Below are 14,358 nucleotides of genomic sequence, written 5' to 3' on the forward strand. Positions count from 1 at the left end.
TCCGCGCAGTGTCCTGTTCATGACACCCGGCATCCCGCGTGCAGGGTCGCTGCCCGCAGGGGCTTGGGCTAAGGTGTCGCCTCCGCTTATGTGAGTCGTCTGGATGAAGCTGGTCTCGGCCTGGTTGAGGATCCCGTTCTGGCAGCGCGTCGTCGCCGGCTTCGTGCTGGGTGCGCTGGCGGGATGGCTCATGGGGCCAGCGGCGGGGGTCTGGCTCAAGCCGCTGGGCGACCTTTACGTCACGCTGATCAAGATGATTGCGGTGCCGCTGGTGTTCTTCGCGGTGATCAACGCTGTTTCCAGCCTGCATGGCCAGAAGTCGGTCGCCGCGCTCGGTGGACGCACGTTCCTCTGGTTCGCCATCACGGCGGCGCTGGCGGTATGCGTGGGCCTGGCGGTGGGCTGGATCGTGCAGCCCGGCAAGGGAATCACGGGTCTGATGACGGCGCCGGACTACCAGGTGCGCGAGGTACCCACGCCGGTGCAGGTACTGCTGGACATCGTGCCCGCCAATCCGTTCAAGGCGCTGACCGACGGCAAGATCCTGCAGGTGATCTTCTTCGCCGGCCTGCTGGGTTTCGCACTGGTCAAGCTGGGCGAGCGCAGCGCGGGTCTGCGCAAGCTCGCCGGCGAAGCCAGCGACACCATGGTGCAGGTCACCCGCTTCGTGCTGGAAATGACCCCGATCGGCACGTTCGGCCTGATCGGCAGCCTGGTCGGCACCTATGGATTCGCGAAGCTGTTGCCGCTTGGCAGCTACATCGGTGCGCTGTACGTGGCGTGCGCGCTGCATATCGTGGTGGTGTACGGCAGCCTGCTGCTCGCGCATGGCCTGAACCCGTGGAAGTTCTTCCGCGGCGCGGCGCCCGGCATGCAGGTGGCATTCGCCAGTTCCTCCAGCTTCGCGTCGATGCCGGTGGCGCTGCGCAGCGTCACCCACAACCTGGGCGTGGACAAGGACTACGCGGCGTTCGCCGTGCCGCTGGGCGCCAGCATCAAGATGGACGGTTGCGGGGCGATCTATCCGGCGCTGACCTCGATCTTCGTGGCGCAGTATTTCGGCCTGGACCTGTCGGTCAACCAGTATTTCCTGATCCTGCTGGCCTCGGTACTCGGCAGCTTCGGCACCGCCGGCGTGCCCGGCACGGCGACGGTGATGGTCACGGTGGTGCTGAGCGCGGCCAACCTGCCGCTGGAAGGCATCGGCCTGCTGGTGGCGATCGACCGCATCCTCGACATGATGCGCACGATGACCAACGTCACCGGCCAGATGCTGGTGCCGGTGCTGGTAGCGAAGGAAACCGGTTTGCTGGACCGGGAAGTCTACGAGCGGGCGTCCAGCAACGTGGGTCTCGCGGATGAGGCCTCACCGACGCCATGAGCAGTGCGGGGGTGATCCAACTGGTCGAATCGTTTCCCGACACGCCCACGTATCGGCGCCTGCGCGTGGACACCGGCCTGTCGCCCAAGTCGCTCGAAGCGGCCGAGCGCGGCCTGGCGAACACGCTGTACGGCGTCAGCCTGGTGAAGGCGGGCGAGGTGATCGGCATGGGCCGGGTGGTCGGCGACAACGGCACCGTGTTCGCCATCGTCGACATCGCGGTGCGTCGCGACCATCAGGGCACGGGACTGGGCAAGCGCATCATGGCGGCACTGGACGCGTGGCTGCGTGCCAATGCGCCCGCGTCGGCCTACGTCATGCTGATCGCGGATGGAGAGGCCAAACACCTGTACGCGCGGTTCGGCTTCGCCGAGACCGCGCCGGCGTCCATCAGCATGGCGTATGTCGCGCGCGGACCAGGTGAGGAAGGTTAGGCGTTGGCCTCGCGCGTACCGCGCGACACCCACCACGCGAACAGCGCTGCCGTGATGAACATCAACAGGCTGTAGACCGCCGCCGGCACCGAGACGGTGGGATTCTGCAGCACGTTGAGCGCGATGAAGATCGCCAGCGTGCCGTTGTGGATGCCGATCTCCATGGCGATGGCGATGGCCTGCTTCTTCGGCAGGCGCAACGCCAGCGGCGCGGCGTAACCGGCGCCCATGCTGGCGAGATTGAACAGCAGGCAGGCCAGGCCGACGATGGCGAAATACGTGGTCAGCGTTTTCCATTCCTGCGCCACGGCCGCGACCACCAGCAGCGCGAGCACCAGGACGGAAAGGAGCCGGATCGGCTTCTCCGCGCGTGCGGCGAAGCCGGCGGCCTTCGCGCGCAGCAGCATGCCGATGGCCACGGGCAGCAGGATGATCGCGGCGACCTCGACCACCTTCCTGGTCGGCGGCGGCACGTACTGGCCCGCGCCCAGGAAGTATTCCAGCGACAGGTTGAGGATCACCGGCAGCGTCAGCAGGCAGAGCAGGCTGTTGATCGCGGTGAGCGTGATGTTCAAGGCCACGTCGCCGCGCGCGAGATGGCTGTAGATGTTGGCGGTGGCGCCACCGGGCGAGGCCGCCAGCAGCATCAGGCCGACCGCGAGTTCGGCAGGCAGGCCGAAACCGAGCGCAAGCCCGAACGCGACCCAGGGCAGCACGAGTATCTGCAGCGCCAGCCCGATCAGCACGGCCCGCGGATAGCGTGCGACACGACGGAAATCCTCGAGCGTCAGCCCAAGCCCCAGGCCGAGCATGATGATGCCCAGGGCCAGCGGCAACAGCAGATTGGTGAGCAATGAAGCCTGCATCGCGTACGACTCCCCTTCGGCGCAACGGACAGGTGGTGCGCGATGATCGGCGCGTCCGCCGGAGCATCGCCGCAACGCATTGCCAGACGCAAGTTGCGGCGCACCGCAAGCGGAAAACAGGAAGGCCGCACGAGGCGGCCTTCTTCAGATGCACAACGTGGCGACCGCGTTACATCGCGACGCGGCGGCCGCTCAGGTAGCGGTTGGCCCAGTAACCCGTGATCAGACTGTCCACGCGCACGTCCTTGCCGCTGCTTGGCGAATGCAGGAAGCGGCCTTCGCCGACATAGATGCCGACGTGGTTGATGCGGCCCTTCAGCCCGAAGAACACCAGGTCGCCCTGGCGCAGTTCCTCGCGCGCGCCGACGAGTTCGGCATCTGCTTTCGAGGCCATGTCGCGGGAGACGCGAGGCAGTTCGATGCCCAGCGCCGTGCGGAAGACGTAACCGACCAGTCCGCTGCAGTCGAAGCCGCTGTCGGGCGAAGTGCCGCCCCAGCGGTACGGCGTACCCATCAGGGCGAGCGCACGTTGCAGGACGATGTTGACCTTGCCGCCCTGCTGTTCCTGCGAGACCACGCCTTCCTTGCTCAGGTCGTAGGCGGCGAGCAGCTTGCTGATGTCACCCGCGACCATGGCGGAGCGATCGACCAGCGGCAGCGTATCGCTGGCGGCCAGGCGCGGAAGCAGGGCGGACAGCGTGGCGGTGGCGGCCTCGGCGGCGCGCTCCTTGACGCTGGCAGTGACGGACTTGGTGGGCGGTGCGGCCTGGATCACCACGTCGGCGGATGCGGGAGTTGACGCCGCGTCGACATCGGCGGCTGCAGTCTGTGCCTGCACCACGGATGCCGTGGCGCACAGGCCAAGGGCGACGAGAAGTCGGGAAACCCTCCGCGGCAGGCGGTGGGTGGCGGCTGGCTGGCCTGTCGGCAGGTCGTCGGTCGTCACGCGCGGAGAGGGTTTAACAAGTCAGGGGCGATAATGCCGGCTGAGTGGCCTGATTTGGTTCATAAATCGTTATTTATTCGTTAAGCGTGAACGTTCCACGTCACAGACTTGACCGAATCCTAACGAAGGACGCGTTTCGCGCCGCTGTAGTGATCCCGCCAATAAGGGCCGTCCAGATGGTCCAGGCGGACCGTGCCTCCCGTGCTGGGAGCGTGGACGAACCGGCCTTCGCCCACGTAGATGCCGACGTGGGTGACATTGCCCTTGCTGCCGAAAAACACCAGGTCGGCCGGTGCCAGGCGGCGTGGTTCGATCTTCGGTCCCTGCACCTGCGCCAGTTCGCGCGAGGTGCGCGGCAGCCGCAGGTCCAGCATGTCGCGGTAGACGTAGGTCACCAGCCCGCTGCAGTCGAAGCCGGATTCCGGTGTGTTGCCGCCGTAGCGGTACGGCGTGCCGACCAGGCCGATGGCGCGCATCAGGACGGACGTGGCCGCCGCCGGGTCGTCGGCCTGCACCGCCGGCCACGCGCGCTGGGCGGAAGGCGGGGGCGGCGGCGAGCGGGACTGCGGTGCGGAGCCGCCGCAGCCTGCGAGCGCGAGCAGGCCGGTGCAGAGCAGCAGCACGGCCGGCCATCGAAGTGGCGCGGGCAGGGGCAAGCCGGGATAATGTCGGGCCTTCATCGCGGCGCATCTTCGCCGCATTCCCTTGCGGCCGACAAGCCGCTCCCGTCCTGCCGGCCGGCAGGCCCCGTCCAGAGTCCCGCATGAAAATCGCAAAAGACAGCGTCGTCCGTTTCCACTACACCGTGTCCGAAGCCGGCCAGGAGCCGATCGAAAGCTCGAAGGACCGTGAGCCGCTGGCGATCCTGGTCGGCCACGGCAACATCATCCCCGGCCTCGAGAACGCCCTGCAGGACCGCGAAGCCGGCGAGAGCTTCGGCGTGGAGGTGGCGGCGGCCGATGCCTACGGCGAGCGCCGCGACGGCCTGAGCCAGCGCGTACCCAAGAAGCACTTCGGCAACCAGCGCCTGGTGCCGGGCCAGCAGGTCGTGCTGCAGACCAACTTCGGTCCGCGCGCGGTGACCATCCAGAAGGTCGGCATGAGCGTCGTCGACGTGGACCTCAACCATCCGATGGCCGGCAAGGACCTGCACTTCGACGTGGAGATCGTGGACGTGCGCGAAGCCAGTGCCGAGGAACTCGAGCACGGTCACGTGCACGGCGACGGTGGTCATCACCACTGAGTCGCGCGATATCGCGTGATCCGGCGGCCCGCGCAAGCGGGCCGTTTCTTTTTGCGAGCCGGATGCCGCGCGGCGCATGGTCTAATCGATGCGACCAACAAGGGGAAGGGAATGACGGCAACGATCACGGAGAACCTGGCACCGATCGAGGTGGCTGAACGCATCGAAGCGATGGATGTCCTGCGCGGCTTCGCGCTGCTGGGCATCCTGCTGATGAACCTGGAAGGCTTCGTGGGGCCGGTGATGGCGTCCGGCAGCGGCCTCGATCCTGCGCTCTCCGGGATGGACCGCACCGTCGACCTGCTGATCTACATCCTGGTGCAGGGCAAGTTCTACACGTTGTTCTCGCTGCTGTTCGGCATGGGCTTCGCGGTGATGTCGCAGCGCGCCGAGCAGGCGGGCCGGCCGTTCGCCGGCGTGTACTGGCGGCGCAGCCTGGTGCTGCTGGCCTTCGGCATGGTCCACGCGATCTTCATCTGGGCCGGCGACATCCTGATGATGTACGCGCTGTGCTCGTTCCTGCTGCTTGCCTTCCGTCCGCTGCCGACCCGCTGGCTGGTCCCGCTGGGGCTGGTCACGTACGCGATGCCGGTCGGCTTCATGTATCTGATGGGCGCCATGGGTTCGGTGCTGGGCGGCACCGAGGGCTGGGACAAGGCCATGGGCGAGATCGGCAAGCAGATGCAGGTGCTCATCGAAAGCGAACGGACCGCCTACGGCAGCGGCACCTATGCCGAGGCCACCTGGCAGCGCCTGAAGAGCACCGGCATGGCGCTCAGCAACCTCACGATGTTCGGTTTCATCGTGTTCGGCATGTTCCTGCTGGGCGCCTGGTTCGTGCGCAGCGGCGCCATGGCGCGACCACGCGAGTTCCCGAGGCTCTACGCGGTACTGCGCTGGATCGCGTTGCCGATCGGCGTGCTGGCGATGCTCGGTTCGGTGGCGCTTGAGCCGACGATGGATTTCGCCACGTTCGACCTGCGCATCTCCACTGCGTTCGCATTGCAGATGCTGGCGAACCTGCTGATGTGCCTGGGCTACGTGGCCTGGGTGGTGCGTGCGCTCGGCGCTCCATGGTGGCGGCGGCCGCTGTCGGCGCTGGCACCCGCCGGCCGCATGGCGCTGACCAATTACCTGATGCAGTCGCTGGTGTGCACCTGGATGTTCTATGGCTATGGCCTGGGGTACTTCGAGCAATTGCCGCGCGCCTGGCAGCCGGTGTTCGGACTGGCGCTGTTCGCTCTCCAGGTGCTGGTGAGCCATCTGTGGCTGTCGCGGTTCCGGTTCGGCCCGATGGAGTGGCTGTGGCGGTCGGCGACGTACCTGAAACGGCAGCCGCTGAAGATTCGTGCCGGCTGATTGCGACTAGACTGGGGGGGTGAATCCCCCCCGCGACGACGTCCTCATCATCGGCAGTGGTGCCATCGGTCTGGCGACCGCCGTGGCCCTGCTCGACGCCGGTCGCGGCGTGCGCATCATGGACGCCGCCACGGCCGGTGGAGGCGCATCGCACGGGAACTGCGGCACCATCACGCCCAGCCACGCGCCGCCGCTGGCAGCACCCGGCGTGGTGGCGCAGGCACTGCGCTGGATGTTCACTCCGGACGCACCGCTCTACCTCAAGCCGCGCGTCGATCCCGCCCTGTGGCATTGGCTGCTGCGCTTCGCCGCGCGCTGCAACGTACGCGACTGGCGCCGGAGCACGCAGTCCCGTGCCGCACTGCTCAACGATGCGCGAGTGCGGCTGGCCGACTGGGTAGGCCGTTATCGCCTGCAGTGCGAATTCGAAGAGGAGGGGCTCGACTACGTCTTCCGCGACCCCCGCAGGTTCCAGCAGTACGTGGATGAAGCCGCCGTGCTCGCGGATTTCGGCATCGAAACCCGCCTGTTCGATGGCGCCGCCTATGCCCGCGAGGAGCCGGCCATGCTGCCGGGCGTCAGCGGCGCGATCCGCTTCCCCGGCGATGGGCGCTTGCGTCCCGACCGCTATGCGGCGGAACTGGCGCGCGTGGTGCGCGAGCGGGGCGGCATCATCGAGGAGCATTGCCGCGTGGATCGGCTGGAAACGATGGCGGAGGGCGTGCGCCTGACGACATCGCAGGGCGCGCGCGACGGACGCGACGCGGTGATCGCGCTTGGCGCGTGGACGCCCGCGTTCGCACGCACGCTGGGGCTGAAGGCGCCGATCCAGCCAGGCAAGGGCTACTCGATCACCTATTCGCGCCCGTCGCTCGTGCCGCGCCATCCGATGGTGCTGAAGGATCGGTCGGTCTGCGTGACCGTGTGGGACAGCGGCTTCCGCCTCGGCAGCACGATGGAGTTCTCCGGTCACGACGACACGCTCAACACGACGCGGCTGTCTGCGCTGGAGCGGGGTGCGCGCGAGTTCCTGCGCGAACCGGTCGGCAACGAAGTGCATGAACGCTGGTGCGGCTGGCGACCGATGACCTGGGACGACCTGCCGCTGCTGGGACGCGCGCCGGGATACGAGCGCGTCTGGATGGCGGCCGGCCACGGCATGCTGGGCATCAGCATGAGCGCCGCAACGGGGCAGTTGATGGCCGACCTGATGACGGGCCGCACGCCGGCCTTCGACCCTTCGCCTTACCGACCGGAGCGATTCGCATGAAACCCCAGGCCTTCGACCTGATCGTGATCGGCGGCGGCTCCGGTGGCCTGGCCGGCGCTTTCCGCGCGGCCTCGCACGGCGCCAGGGTGGCACTGCTCGAGCCGAAGGAACTCGGTGGCACCTGCGTCAACGTCGGTTGCGTGCCGAAGAAGGCGATGTGGCTGGTAGCGGAGCTGTCGCAGAAGATCGCGCTCGCGTCGTCGCTCGGCTTCGACACCGTGCCGCCGACGCTGGACTGGAAGGAATTCATCGTCCATCGCCAGCGCTACATCGCCGGCATCCATGCCAGTTACCTGAAGCGGCTGGACGAAAGCGGTGTGGTACTGATGCCCTGCCGCGGCCGCCTGCTGGATGCGAACACCGTGGTCAATGCGGACGGCGTGCGGCTCGGTGCGGAACATCTGCTGATCGCGACAGGCGGCCATCCGGTGCGTCCTGCCATCCCGGGTGCGGCACTGGGCAAGGTCTCGGATGATTTCTTCAACCTGTGCGCCGCCCCCGGGCGCGTCGCCATCATCGGCGGCGGCTATGTCGCCGTGGAACTGGCCGGCGTGCTGCAGGCGCTCGGCAGCCAGGTGGAGATGTTCGTGCGTGGCCAGCGGCTGCTCGACGGGTTCGACACCCAGATCACCGACGAACTCGCTGCGGACATGCGCCAGCACGGCGTGCGCGTGCAGTTCGGCCATGCGGTGGCGGCGCTGGAGCGCGCACCCCGTGAGGGTGTGGTGCTGCTGGCCGAAGACGGGTCGCGCACGGAGCGGTTCGACGGGGTGATCTTCGCCACGGGGCGTCGTGCGACGACGCGCGACATGGGGCTGGAATCGGCCGGCGTGACGCTCGATGCCAAGGGATTCGTGCAGGTGGACGAACGGCAGGACACGCGCGTTGCCGGCATCCATGCCGTGGGCGACGTCACCGGGCAGGCGGCGTTGACGCCGGTCGCGATCGCGGCGGCGCGGCGACTGATGGATCGCCTGTTCGGCGGACAGGCGGACGCACGGCTGGATTACACGCAGATCCCGACCGTGGTGTTCTCGCATCCGCCGGTGGGGCGGGTGGGCCTGACGGAAGCCGAGGCGCGCGAGCGGCATGGCGACGCGGTGACGGTGCTGACCGCCCGTTTCCGTCCGATGCTGCATGCACTGGCCGACACACCGCAGCGCAGCCTGTTCAAGCTGGTGCTGGTGGGCGAGGACAAGCGCGTGGTCGGCCTGCACCTGCTGGGCGAAGGCGTGGACGAGATGCTGCAGGGCTTCGCGGTGGCGCTGAAGAAGGGCATCACCCTGGCCGACCTGCACGACACGGTGGCGCTCCACCCGACCAGTGCCGAGGAAGTGGTGCTGATGCGCTGAGCGGTGCCCGCCGCGCGCGGCGATACAATGGCGCATGGACACCTTCACCCTGCACCGCGGCACCGCGCCGCTGTTCATCAGCCTGCCACACAACGGCACCGCGCTCCCCGATGACATCGCCGCGCGCCTGACACCCGAAGCGCGCCGTGTGCCCGATACCGATTGGCATGTCGCCGAACTGTATGCATTCGCCCGCGGACTGGGCGCCTCGATCATCGCGCCGGCGTACTCGCGCTATGTCGTCGACCTCAACCGGCCCGAGGACGATGTCTCGCTGTATCCCGGCCAGAACACCACCGGCCTGTGCCCGGTCGTGCGCTTCAGCGGCGACCCCGTGTACCTGCCAGGCCAGGCGCCGACGCCGGATGACATCGCGGTACGCGTCGAGCGCTACTGGCGGCCCTATCACCACGCATTGCAGCAGGAACTTGCGCGCATTCGCGATGCGCATGGCCGCGTGGTGCTGTGGGAAGGCCACTCCATCCGCAGCGTGGTGCCGTTCCTGTTCGACGGCCGCCTGCCGGATTTCAACCTGGGCACGGCCGGCGGCACGAGTTGCTCGCCCGCCCTGCAGCTGGCGCTGGAAACCGAACTGGCGATGCAATCGGATTTCAGCTTCGTCGTCAACGGGCGTTTCCGCGGCGGTTACATCACCCGCCACTACGCCGACGTCGCCCGCGGCATCCAGACCGTGCAGCTCGAACTGGCGCAGCTGAACTACATGGACGAAGACACGTTCGCCTATCTGCCGGAGCGCGCGGCGCGGACGCAGGCCCTGATCCGTCGCCTGCTGGAACGCACGCTGGCGTGAGTCGGGCGCGATGACACAGGCGAAGGCGGAAGACGAACTGGCGCAGCCGCTCGACGTCGCGCCGGCCGAAGCGCTGGAAGCGCCGCATGCGCGGCCCGCGCTTGGCGTGGCGAGCCGGTCCGGCCTGGTGCTGGCGGCCTTCGGTGCCATCGCGTTCTCCGGCAAGGCGATCATCGTCAAGCTGGGCTACCGCTACGGCGCGGATGCGGTGACGTTGCTGGCGTTGCGCATGCTGGTGGCGTTTCCGTTCTTCCTGGTGATGGGCGCATGGGCGGCACGGCGCAGCGCGCCGCTGTCAGCGGCGGACAGATGGCGGGTCCTGTTGCTGGGCTTCCTCGGCTACTACCTGGCGAGCTTCCTGGATTTCGCTGGTCTGGTGTACATCACCGCCACGCTGGAGCGGCTGATCCTCTATCTCACCCCGACCCTGGTGGCGTTGATCGGCTGGCTGGCGTTCGGCAAGCGGATCTCGCGTCGTCAGCTGGTCGCACTGCTGGTCAGCTACGCCGGCGTGGCGCTGGCCTTCGGGCACGACCTGCATGCGGGCGACGGCGATATCATGCTGGGCGGCGCCCTGGTGTTCGGCAGTGCACTGGCCTACGCGTTGTACCTGGTGGGCAGCGGTGAACTGGTCGTACGCGTCGGTGCGGCGAGGCTGACCGCGTACGCCAGCAGCGTGGCCAGTGTGCTGTGCCTGCTGCAGTTCGTCGCATTGCGGCCGATGCAGGCGATGGTGCTGCCGTGGGAGGTCTATGCGCTGTCGCTGGTCAACGGCACGGTATGCACGGTGCTGCCCGTGCTTGCGGTGATGATGGCGGTGGCGCGCATCGGGTCGGCGCTGGCGGCGCAGGTCGGCATGATCGGTCCGGTATCGACCATCGTGCTCAGCCTGGTGTTGCTGGGCGAGCCGATGGGGCCGTGGCAGGTCGCAGGCACGGTGCTGGTGATGGCCGGCGTGTTCGTGGTCTCGCAGCAGAAGACCGCATCGCGTTGAGCAGCTAGGCGGGCACGCTCGCGTCGGCGAGCCATTGCACCACGTGCGCGAGCGCGTCCGCATGGGTGTCGCCGGCCAGCCTGCGATCGCGGAACCGCTGCAATTGCCGGTGCGCACTGGTGCCTTCCTCGAGGATGCGCCACACGTGTTCGATCTGCGTCATGCCATCGAAGTGCCGGATGCCGTCCTCCAGCGCCTGCACCGTGCTCTCCAGCATCTCGCGCACCGACACCAGGCGCCGGCTGCCGAGGTCGATCAGGCCGGCATCGAATCCGTGGCGCTGCGCGCGCCACAGGTTTTCCGCGATCACCGCCTGATCGCCGGCGTTCAGGCCGGCATGCAGCGATGGGCGGCGCTCCAGGTGCCGGACGAGGCAGCGGAACAACTGGGCGATGGCGAGGGCATCGCGTGGATCGGTGCATGCATCGGTCACGCGCAGTTCCAGCGTGGGAAAGGCGAGGGACGGTCGCAACGCCCACCACAGGAAACGCGCATCCTGGATCGCGCGGCCGTCGATCATGCGCTGCACGTACTGGTCGTATTCCGCCTGGTCGCGGAACAGCGGGGGCAGGCCGGTGCGCGGAATTTCCTGGTACGCGGTTTGCCGGTACCCCATCAACCCCGTGTCGTGCCCCATCCAGAACGGCGATGACGTGCTCAGCGCAAGCAAGAGCGGGAGAAAAGGCTGCATCCGCGCCATGAGGCAGACGCGCTGCTCCGGATCCGCCGGTTGCACATGCACGTGCAGGCCGCACAGCAGGTTGCGGTGCCCGAGCATCCGCAACTCGTCCATCACCCGGTCGTAGTGCGGCTTGTCGGTGCTGCGCTGGCCGCGCCAGTGCGCCGTCGGATGGGTGCCGGCCGCGAGGATCCCCAGGCCGTGTTCGCCCGCGATGCCGCCGACGATGCGGCGCAATGCGACCAGTTCGGTTTCCGCAGCGCGCGCGTCGTCGTGGATTCCTGTCTGCACTTCCACCTGGGTCTGCAGCATCTCGCTACCGAATCGCTCACCCAGCGCAGCGCGGCAACCATCGAAGAAGCGGCGCGGCATGTGCCGCAGCCGGCGGCCATTCCGGCGCACGAGGAAATACTCTTCCTCGATGCCGAAGGTGTAGGGGTGGGCGTCACGATCCGTTGCCATGCGCCGGTTATCGCATCGGGGAAGTGAACGCCCCGTTCAACCGCGCCCCGCGATAGATCCGAACCTGTCATGGCGAGGCCGTCGCAACGGCCCCAAGCTATGAACTTCCGCAATCAGGCTTCCAGAGAAGCCAGGTCGCCCTTCGTCTCCAGCCACGACTTGCGGTCCGATGCACGCTTCTTCGCCAGCAGCATGTCCATCAGGCCATGCGTCTGCGGTTCGTCGTCCACGGTCAGCTGCACCAGGCGACGCGTATCCGGATGGATGGTGGACTCGCGCAACTGCGACGGGTTCATTTCACCCAGGCCCTTGAAGCGCGTGACGTTGACCTGGCCGCGGATCTTCTCGCGTTCGATCTTCTCCAGCAGCAGCCGCTTTTCTTCTTCGTCCAGCGCGTAGAACACCTGCTTGCCCACGTCCACGCGAAACAGCGGCGGCATCGCGACGAACACGTGGCCCGCATTCACCAGCGCCGGGAAGTGGCGCAGGAAGAGGGCGGTCAACAACGTGGCGATGTGCAGGCCGTCGGAGTCCGCATCGGCGAGGATGACGACCTTGCCGTAGCGCAGTCCGCTGATGTCGTCCTTGCCCGGATCGCAGCCGATGGCGATGGCGAGGTTGTGCACTTCGTCGGAAGCAAGCACCGAGGTGCTGGCGACTTCCCAGGTGTTGAGGATCTTGCCGCGCAGCGGCAGGATCGCCTGGAAATCCTTGTCGCGCGCCTGCTTGGCGCTGCCACCGGCCGAGTCGCCTTCCACCAGGAACAGTTCGGTGCGCGAGAGGTCCTGGCTGATGCAGTCGGCCAGCTTGCCGGGCAGGGCGGGACCCTGGGTGACCTTCTTGCGGACGACCTGCTTCTCGGTCTTCAGGCGTGCGCTGGCGCGTTCGATGGCGATCTGCGCGATCTTCTCGCCCAGGTCGACGTGCTGGTTCAGCCACAGGCTGAAGGCATCGTGCGCGGCGCCTTCGATGAAGCCGGCGGCCTGGCGCGAGGACAGGCGTTCCTTGGTCTGGCCGCTGAACTGCGGGTCGGTCATCTTCAGCGACAGCACGAACGTCACGCGGTCCCACACGTCTTCCGGCGCCAGCTTCACGCCACGCGGCAGCAGGTTGCGGAAATCGCAGAACTCGCGCAACGCATCGGTCAGGCCGCTGCGCAGGCCATTGACGTGGGTGCCGTGCTGCGCGGTCGGGATCAGGTTGACGTAGCTCTCCTGGACGATCTCGCCCTCGGGCACCCACGCGACCGCCCAGTCGACGATTTCACTGTCCTTCTTCAGCTGGCCGACGAACAGCTCTGGCGGCAACAGCTCGCGGCCGGCCATCTCGCCGCGCAGGTAGTCGCGCAGGCCGTCCTCGTAGTGCCAGCTGTCGCGCTCGCCGGTGGCTTCGTCGAACAGGGTGACGTTCAGGCCCGGGCACAGCACGGCCTTGGCGCGCAGCAGATGCTTGAGTGCGCGCACGTTGAACTTGGGCGTATCGAAGTACTTCGGATCGGCCCAGAACCGCACGCGGGTGCCGGTGTTCTTCTTGCCGACGCTGCCGACCACTTCCAGCGGGGAGGCGCGGTCGCCATTGCGGAAGGTGATGCGGTGTTCGCTGCCTTCGCGCTTGATGTGCACTTCCACCAGCGTGGACAGCGCGTTCACCACGCTGACGCCCACGCCGTGCAGGCCGCCGGAGAAGGTGTAGTTCTTGTTGCTGAACTTGCCGCCCGCATGCAGGCGCGTGAGGATCAGTTCCACGCCCGGGATCTTCTCCTCCGGGTGGATATCGACCGGCATGCCGCGGCCATCGTCGCTGACTTCGCAGCTGCCGTCCTTGTACAGGGTGACCTCGATGCTGCCGGCGTGGCCGGCCAGCGCCTCGTCCACGGCGTTGTCGATGACTTCCTGCGCCAGGTGGTTGGGACGCGCGGTGTCGGTATACATGCCCGGCCGGCGCTTGACCGGGTCAAGGCCGGAAAGGACTTCGATGTCGGCGGCGTTGTAACGACTGCTCATGGGTCTTCAGGTTCTCGATACGGCGCAGCGCCCGGGGCGCCGCGGGATGACGAAGGGCGGGAACAGTCGGCCACGGGGCCGTCGCAGGGCGCGCGACGCGCCGGGTGTCCTGTCCGGCCTTTCGGACCGGGCGGCAGTGTGCGGCCAGCACGGCTTTTTTTCCATGTTCAGTCGAGGGCCGGGCAGCGGGCGCTAGGCTTGCGCCGTGGACATGGATGCCCTTGGGAACGCCATCCGGCGCCCCCAGATTCCCGCCATCCACGAGGAGCATTGCCATGAAGTCCCGCAACCTGTTGCTGCTGTCCGCCGCCGCCATCGGCGCGCTGTTCGCGGTCCAGGCGTTTGCCCAGTCCCGTACCGGTACGGAGGCCGACAAGCCGAAGCAGGACCAGTCCCAGACCAGTGATCCGTCCGATCCCGAGGCGAAGGCTCGCCGCCGCGCCGCCAACGAAGCCGCCGCCAAGCAGCGCAAGGCCGCCGAAGGCCAGCAGAAGAAGGCCGGCGAGGAAGACGAAGAGCGCAAGCCCTGATCATCGTCGTTATGCCGTAACCCTTGCC

At 67.6% G+C, this 14,358-nt stretch carries 14 protein-coding genes; 9 read left to right on the forward strand and 5 right to left on the reverse strand.

Annotated features, from left to right (window positions below):
• Positions 1 to 103 precede the first annotated feature (103 nt).
• Both V7060_RS02740 and V7060_RS02745 read left to right on the forward strand, forming a co-directional pair.
• A complete protein-coding gene (locus V7060_RS02740; RefSeq protein WP_334177733.1) occupies positions 104 to 1,381 on the forward strand; it encodes a dicarboxylate/amino acid:cation symporter in 1,278 nt (425 codons plus the stop codon).
• Entirely contained in the window at positions 1,378 to 1,815 is a 438-nt protein-coding gene (locus V7060_RS02745; RefSeq protein ID WP_334177734.1) for a GNAT family N-acetyltransferase, read from the forward strand. The genes V7060_RS02740 and V7060_RS02745 overlap by 4 nt, the downstream gene beginning before the upstream one ends.
• Here V7060_RS02745 and V7060_RS02750 read toward each other — a convergent pair.
• The 3 genes from V7060_RS02750 to V7060_RS02760 all read right to left on the reverse strand — a co-directional run bounded on the left by V7060_RS02750 (position 1,812) and on the right by V7060_RS02760 (position 4,307).
• A complete protein-coding gene (locus V7060_RS02750; RefSeq protein ID WP_334177735.1) occupies positions 1,812 to 2,681 on the reverse strand; it encodes a bile acid:sodium symporter family protein in 870 nt (289 codons plus the stop codon). The genes V7060_RS02745 and V7060_RS02750 overlap by 4 nt on opposite strands.
• Before the next feature lie 169 nt (positions 2,682 to 2,850).
• On the reverse strand, positions 2,851 to 3,627 hold the full coding sequence (locus tag V7060_RS02755) for a C40 family peptidase (protein ID WP_334177736.1): 777 nt from the start codon (positions 3,625 to 3,627) through the stop codon (positions 2,851 to 2,853).
• Positions 3,628 to 3,746: 119 nt separating this feature from the next.
• On the reverse strand, positions 3,747 to 4,307 hold the full coding sequence (locus tag V7060_RS02760) for a C40 family peptidase (protein ID WP_334177737.1): 561 nt from the start codon (positions 4,305 to 4,307) through the stop codon (positions 3,747 to 3,749).
• 83 nt (positions 4,308 to 4,390) lie between these two features.
• Here V7060_RS02760 and V7060_RS02765 point away from each other — a divergent pair, with 83 nt between their 5' ends.
• The 6 genes from V7060_RS02765 to V7060_RS02790 all read left to right on the forward strand — a co-directional run bounded on the left by V7060_RS02765 (position 4,391) and on the right by V7060_RS02790 (position 10,656).
• On the forward strand, positions 4,391 to 4,870 hold the full coding sequence (locus V7060_RS02765) for a peptidylprolyl isomerase (protein WP_334177738.1): 480 nt from the start codon (positions 4,391 to 4,393) through the stop codon (positions 4,868 to 4,870).
• 111 nt (positions 4,871 to 4,981) lie between these two features.
• Positions 4,982 to 6,229, forward strand: a complete 1,248-nt coding sequence (locus tag V7060_RS02770; protein ID WP_334177739.1) for a DUF418 domain-containing protein — start codon at positions 4,982 to 4,984, stop codon at positions 6,227 to 6,229.
• 19 nt (positions 6,230 to 6,248) lie between these two features.
• Positions 6,249 to 7,499 carry an FAD-dependent oxidoreductase gene (locus V7060_RS02775; protein ID WP_334177740.1) on the forward strand — a complete coding sequence of 417 codons (1,251 nt, stop codon included), beginning with the start codon at positions 6,249 to 6,251 and terminating at the stop codon, positions 7,497 to 7,499.
• Positions 7,496 to 8,851 carry a glutathione-disulfide reductase gene (gorA, locus tag V7060_RS02780; protein ID WP_334177741.1) on the forward strand — a complete coding sequence of 452 codons (1,356 nt, stop codon included), beginning with the start codon at positions 7,496 to 7,498 and terminating at the stop codon, positions 8,849 to 8,851. The genes V7060_RS02775 and gorA overlap by 4 nt, the downstream gene beginning before the upstream one ends.
• Positions 8,852 to 8,885: 34 nt before the next feature.
• On the forward strand, positions 8,886 to 9,662 hold the full coding sequence (gene hutG / locus V7060_RS02785; RefSeq protein ID WP_334177742.1) for an N-formylglutamate deformylase: 777 nt from the start codon (positions 8,886 to 8,888) through the stop codon (positions 9,660 to 9,662).
• Between the two features lie 10 nt (positions 9,663 to 9,672).
• Positions 9,673 to 10,656 (forward strand): DMT family transporter, encoded by a 984-nt coding sequence (locus V7060_RS02790; protein WP_334177743.1) that lies wholly within the window; start codon positions 9,673 to 9,675, stop codon positions 10,654 to 10,656.
• A 4-nt stretch (positions 10,657 to 10,660) separates the two neighbouring features.
• Here V7060_RS02790 and V7060_RS02795 read toward each other — a convergent pair whose 3' ends face one another.
• The gene (locus tag V7060_RS02795) at positions 10,661 to 11,797 is read right to left on the reverse strand and encodes a carboxylate-amine ligase (RefSeq protein WP_334177744.1); all 1,137 of its coding nucleotides are present in this window, start codon (positions 11,795 to 11,797) and stop codon (positions 10,661 to 10,663) included.
• Between the two features lie 113 nt (positions 11,798 to 11,910).
• On the reverse strand, positions 11,911 to 13,800 hold the full coding sequence (gene parE / locus V7060_RS02800) for a DNA topoisomerase IV subunit B (protein WP_334177745.1): 1,890 nt from the start codon (positions 13,798 to 13,800) through the stop codon (positions 11,911 to 11,913).
• A gap of 275 nt (positions 13,801 to 14,075) precedes the next feature.
• On the opposite strand from parE, the gene V7060_RS02805 reads away from it, so the two are divergent.
• The gene (locus V7060_RS02805; protein ID WP_162336208.1) at positions 14,076 to 14,330 is read left to right on the forward strand and encodes a hypothetical protein; all 255 of its coding nucleotides are present in this window, start codon (positions 14,076 to 14,078) and stop codon (positions 14,328 to 14,330) included.
• Positions 14,331 to 14,358: the final 28 nt, after the last annotated feature.

Origin of the sequence: Pseudoxanthomonas sp. (assembly GCF_036845285.1) — a bacterium.
Lineage (GTDB): Bacteria > Pseudomonadota > Gammaproteobacteria > Xanthomonadales > Xanthomonadaceae > Pseudoxanthomonas_A.

Coding starts and splice junctions, on each gene's coding strand:
- V7060_RS02760 (WP_334177737.1), bottom strand. CDS start 4,307: ATGAAGGCCCGACATTATCCCGGCTTGCCCCTGCCCGCGCCACTTCGA.
- V7060_RS02790 (WP_334177743.1), top strand. CDS start 9,673: ATGACACAGGCGAAGGCGGAAGACGAACTGGCGCAGCCGCTCGACGTC.
- V7060_RS02765 (WP_334177738.1), top strand. CDS start 4,391: ATGAAAATCGCAAAAGACAGCGTCGTCCGTTTCCACTACACCGTGTCC.
- V7060_RS02750 (WP_334177735.1), bottom strand. CDS start 2,681: ATGCAGGCTTCATTGCTCACCAATCTGCTGTTGCCGCTGGCCCTGGGC.
- V7060_RS02770 (WP_334177739.1), top strand. CDS start 4,982: ATGACGGCAACGATCACGGAGAACCTGGCACCGATCGAGGTGGCTGAA.
- parE (WP_334177745.1), bottom strand. CDS start 13,800: ATGAGCAGTCGTTACAACGCCGCCGACATCGAAGTCCTTTCCGGCCTT.
- V7060_RS02795 (WP_334177744.1), bottom strand. CDS start 11,797: ATGGCAACGGATCGTGACGCCCACCCCTACACCTTCGGCATCGAGGAA.
- hutG (WP_334177742.1), top strand. CDS start 8,886: ATGGACACCTTCACCCTGCACCGCGGCACCGCGCCGCTGTTCATCAGC.
- V7060_RS02805 (WP_162336208.1), top strand. CDS start 14,076: ATGAAGTCCCGCAACCTGTTGCTGCTGTCCGCCGCCGCCATCGGCGCG.
- V7060_RS02745 (WP_334177734.1), top strand. CDS start 1,378: ATGAGCAGTGCGGGGGTGATCCAACTGGTCGAATCGTTTCCCGACACG.
- V7060_RS02740 (WP_334177733.1), top strand. CDS start 104: ATGAAGCTGGTCTCGGCCTGGTTGAGGATCCCGTTCTGGCAGCGCGTC.
- gorA (WP_334177741.1), top strand. CDS start 7,496: ATGAAACCCCAGGCCTTCGACCTGATCGTGATCGGCGGCGGCTCCGGT.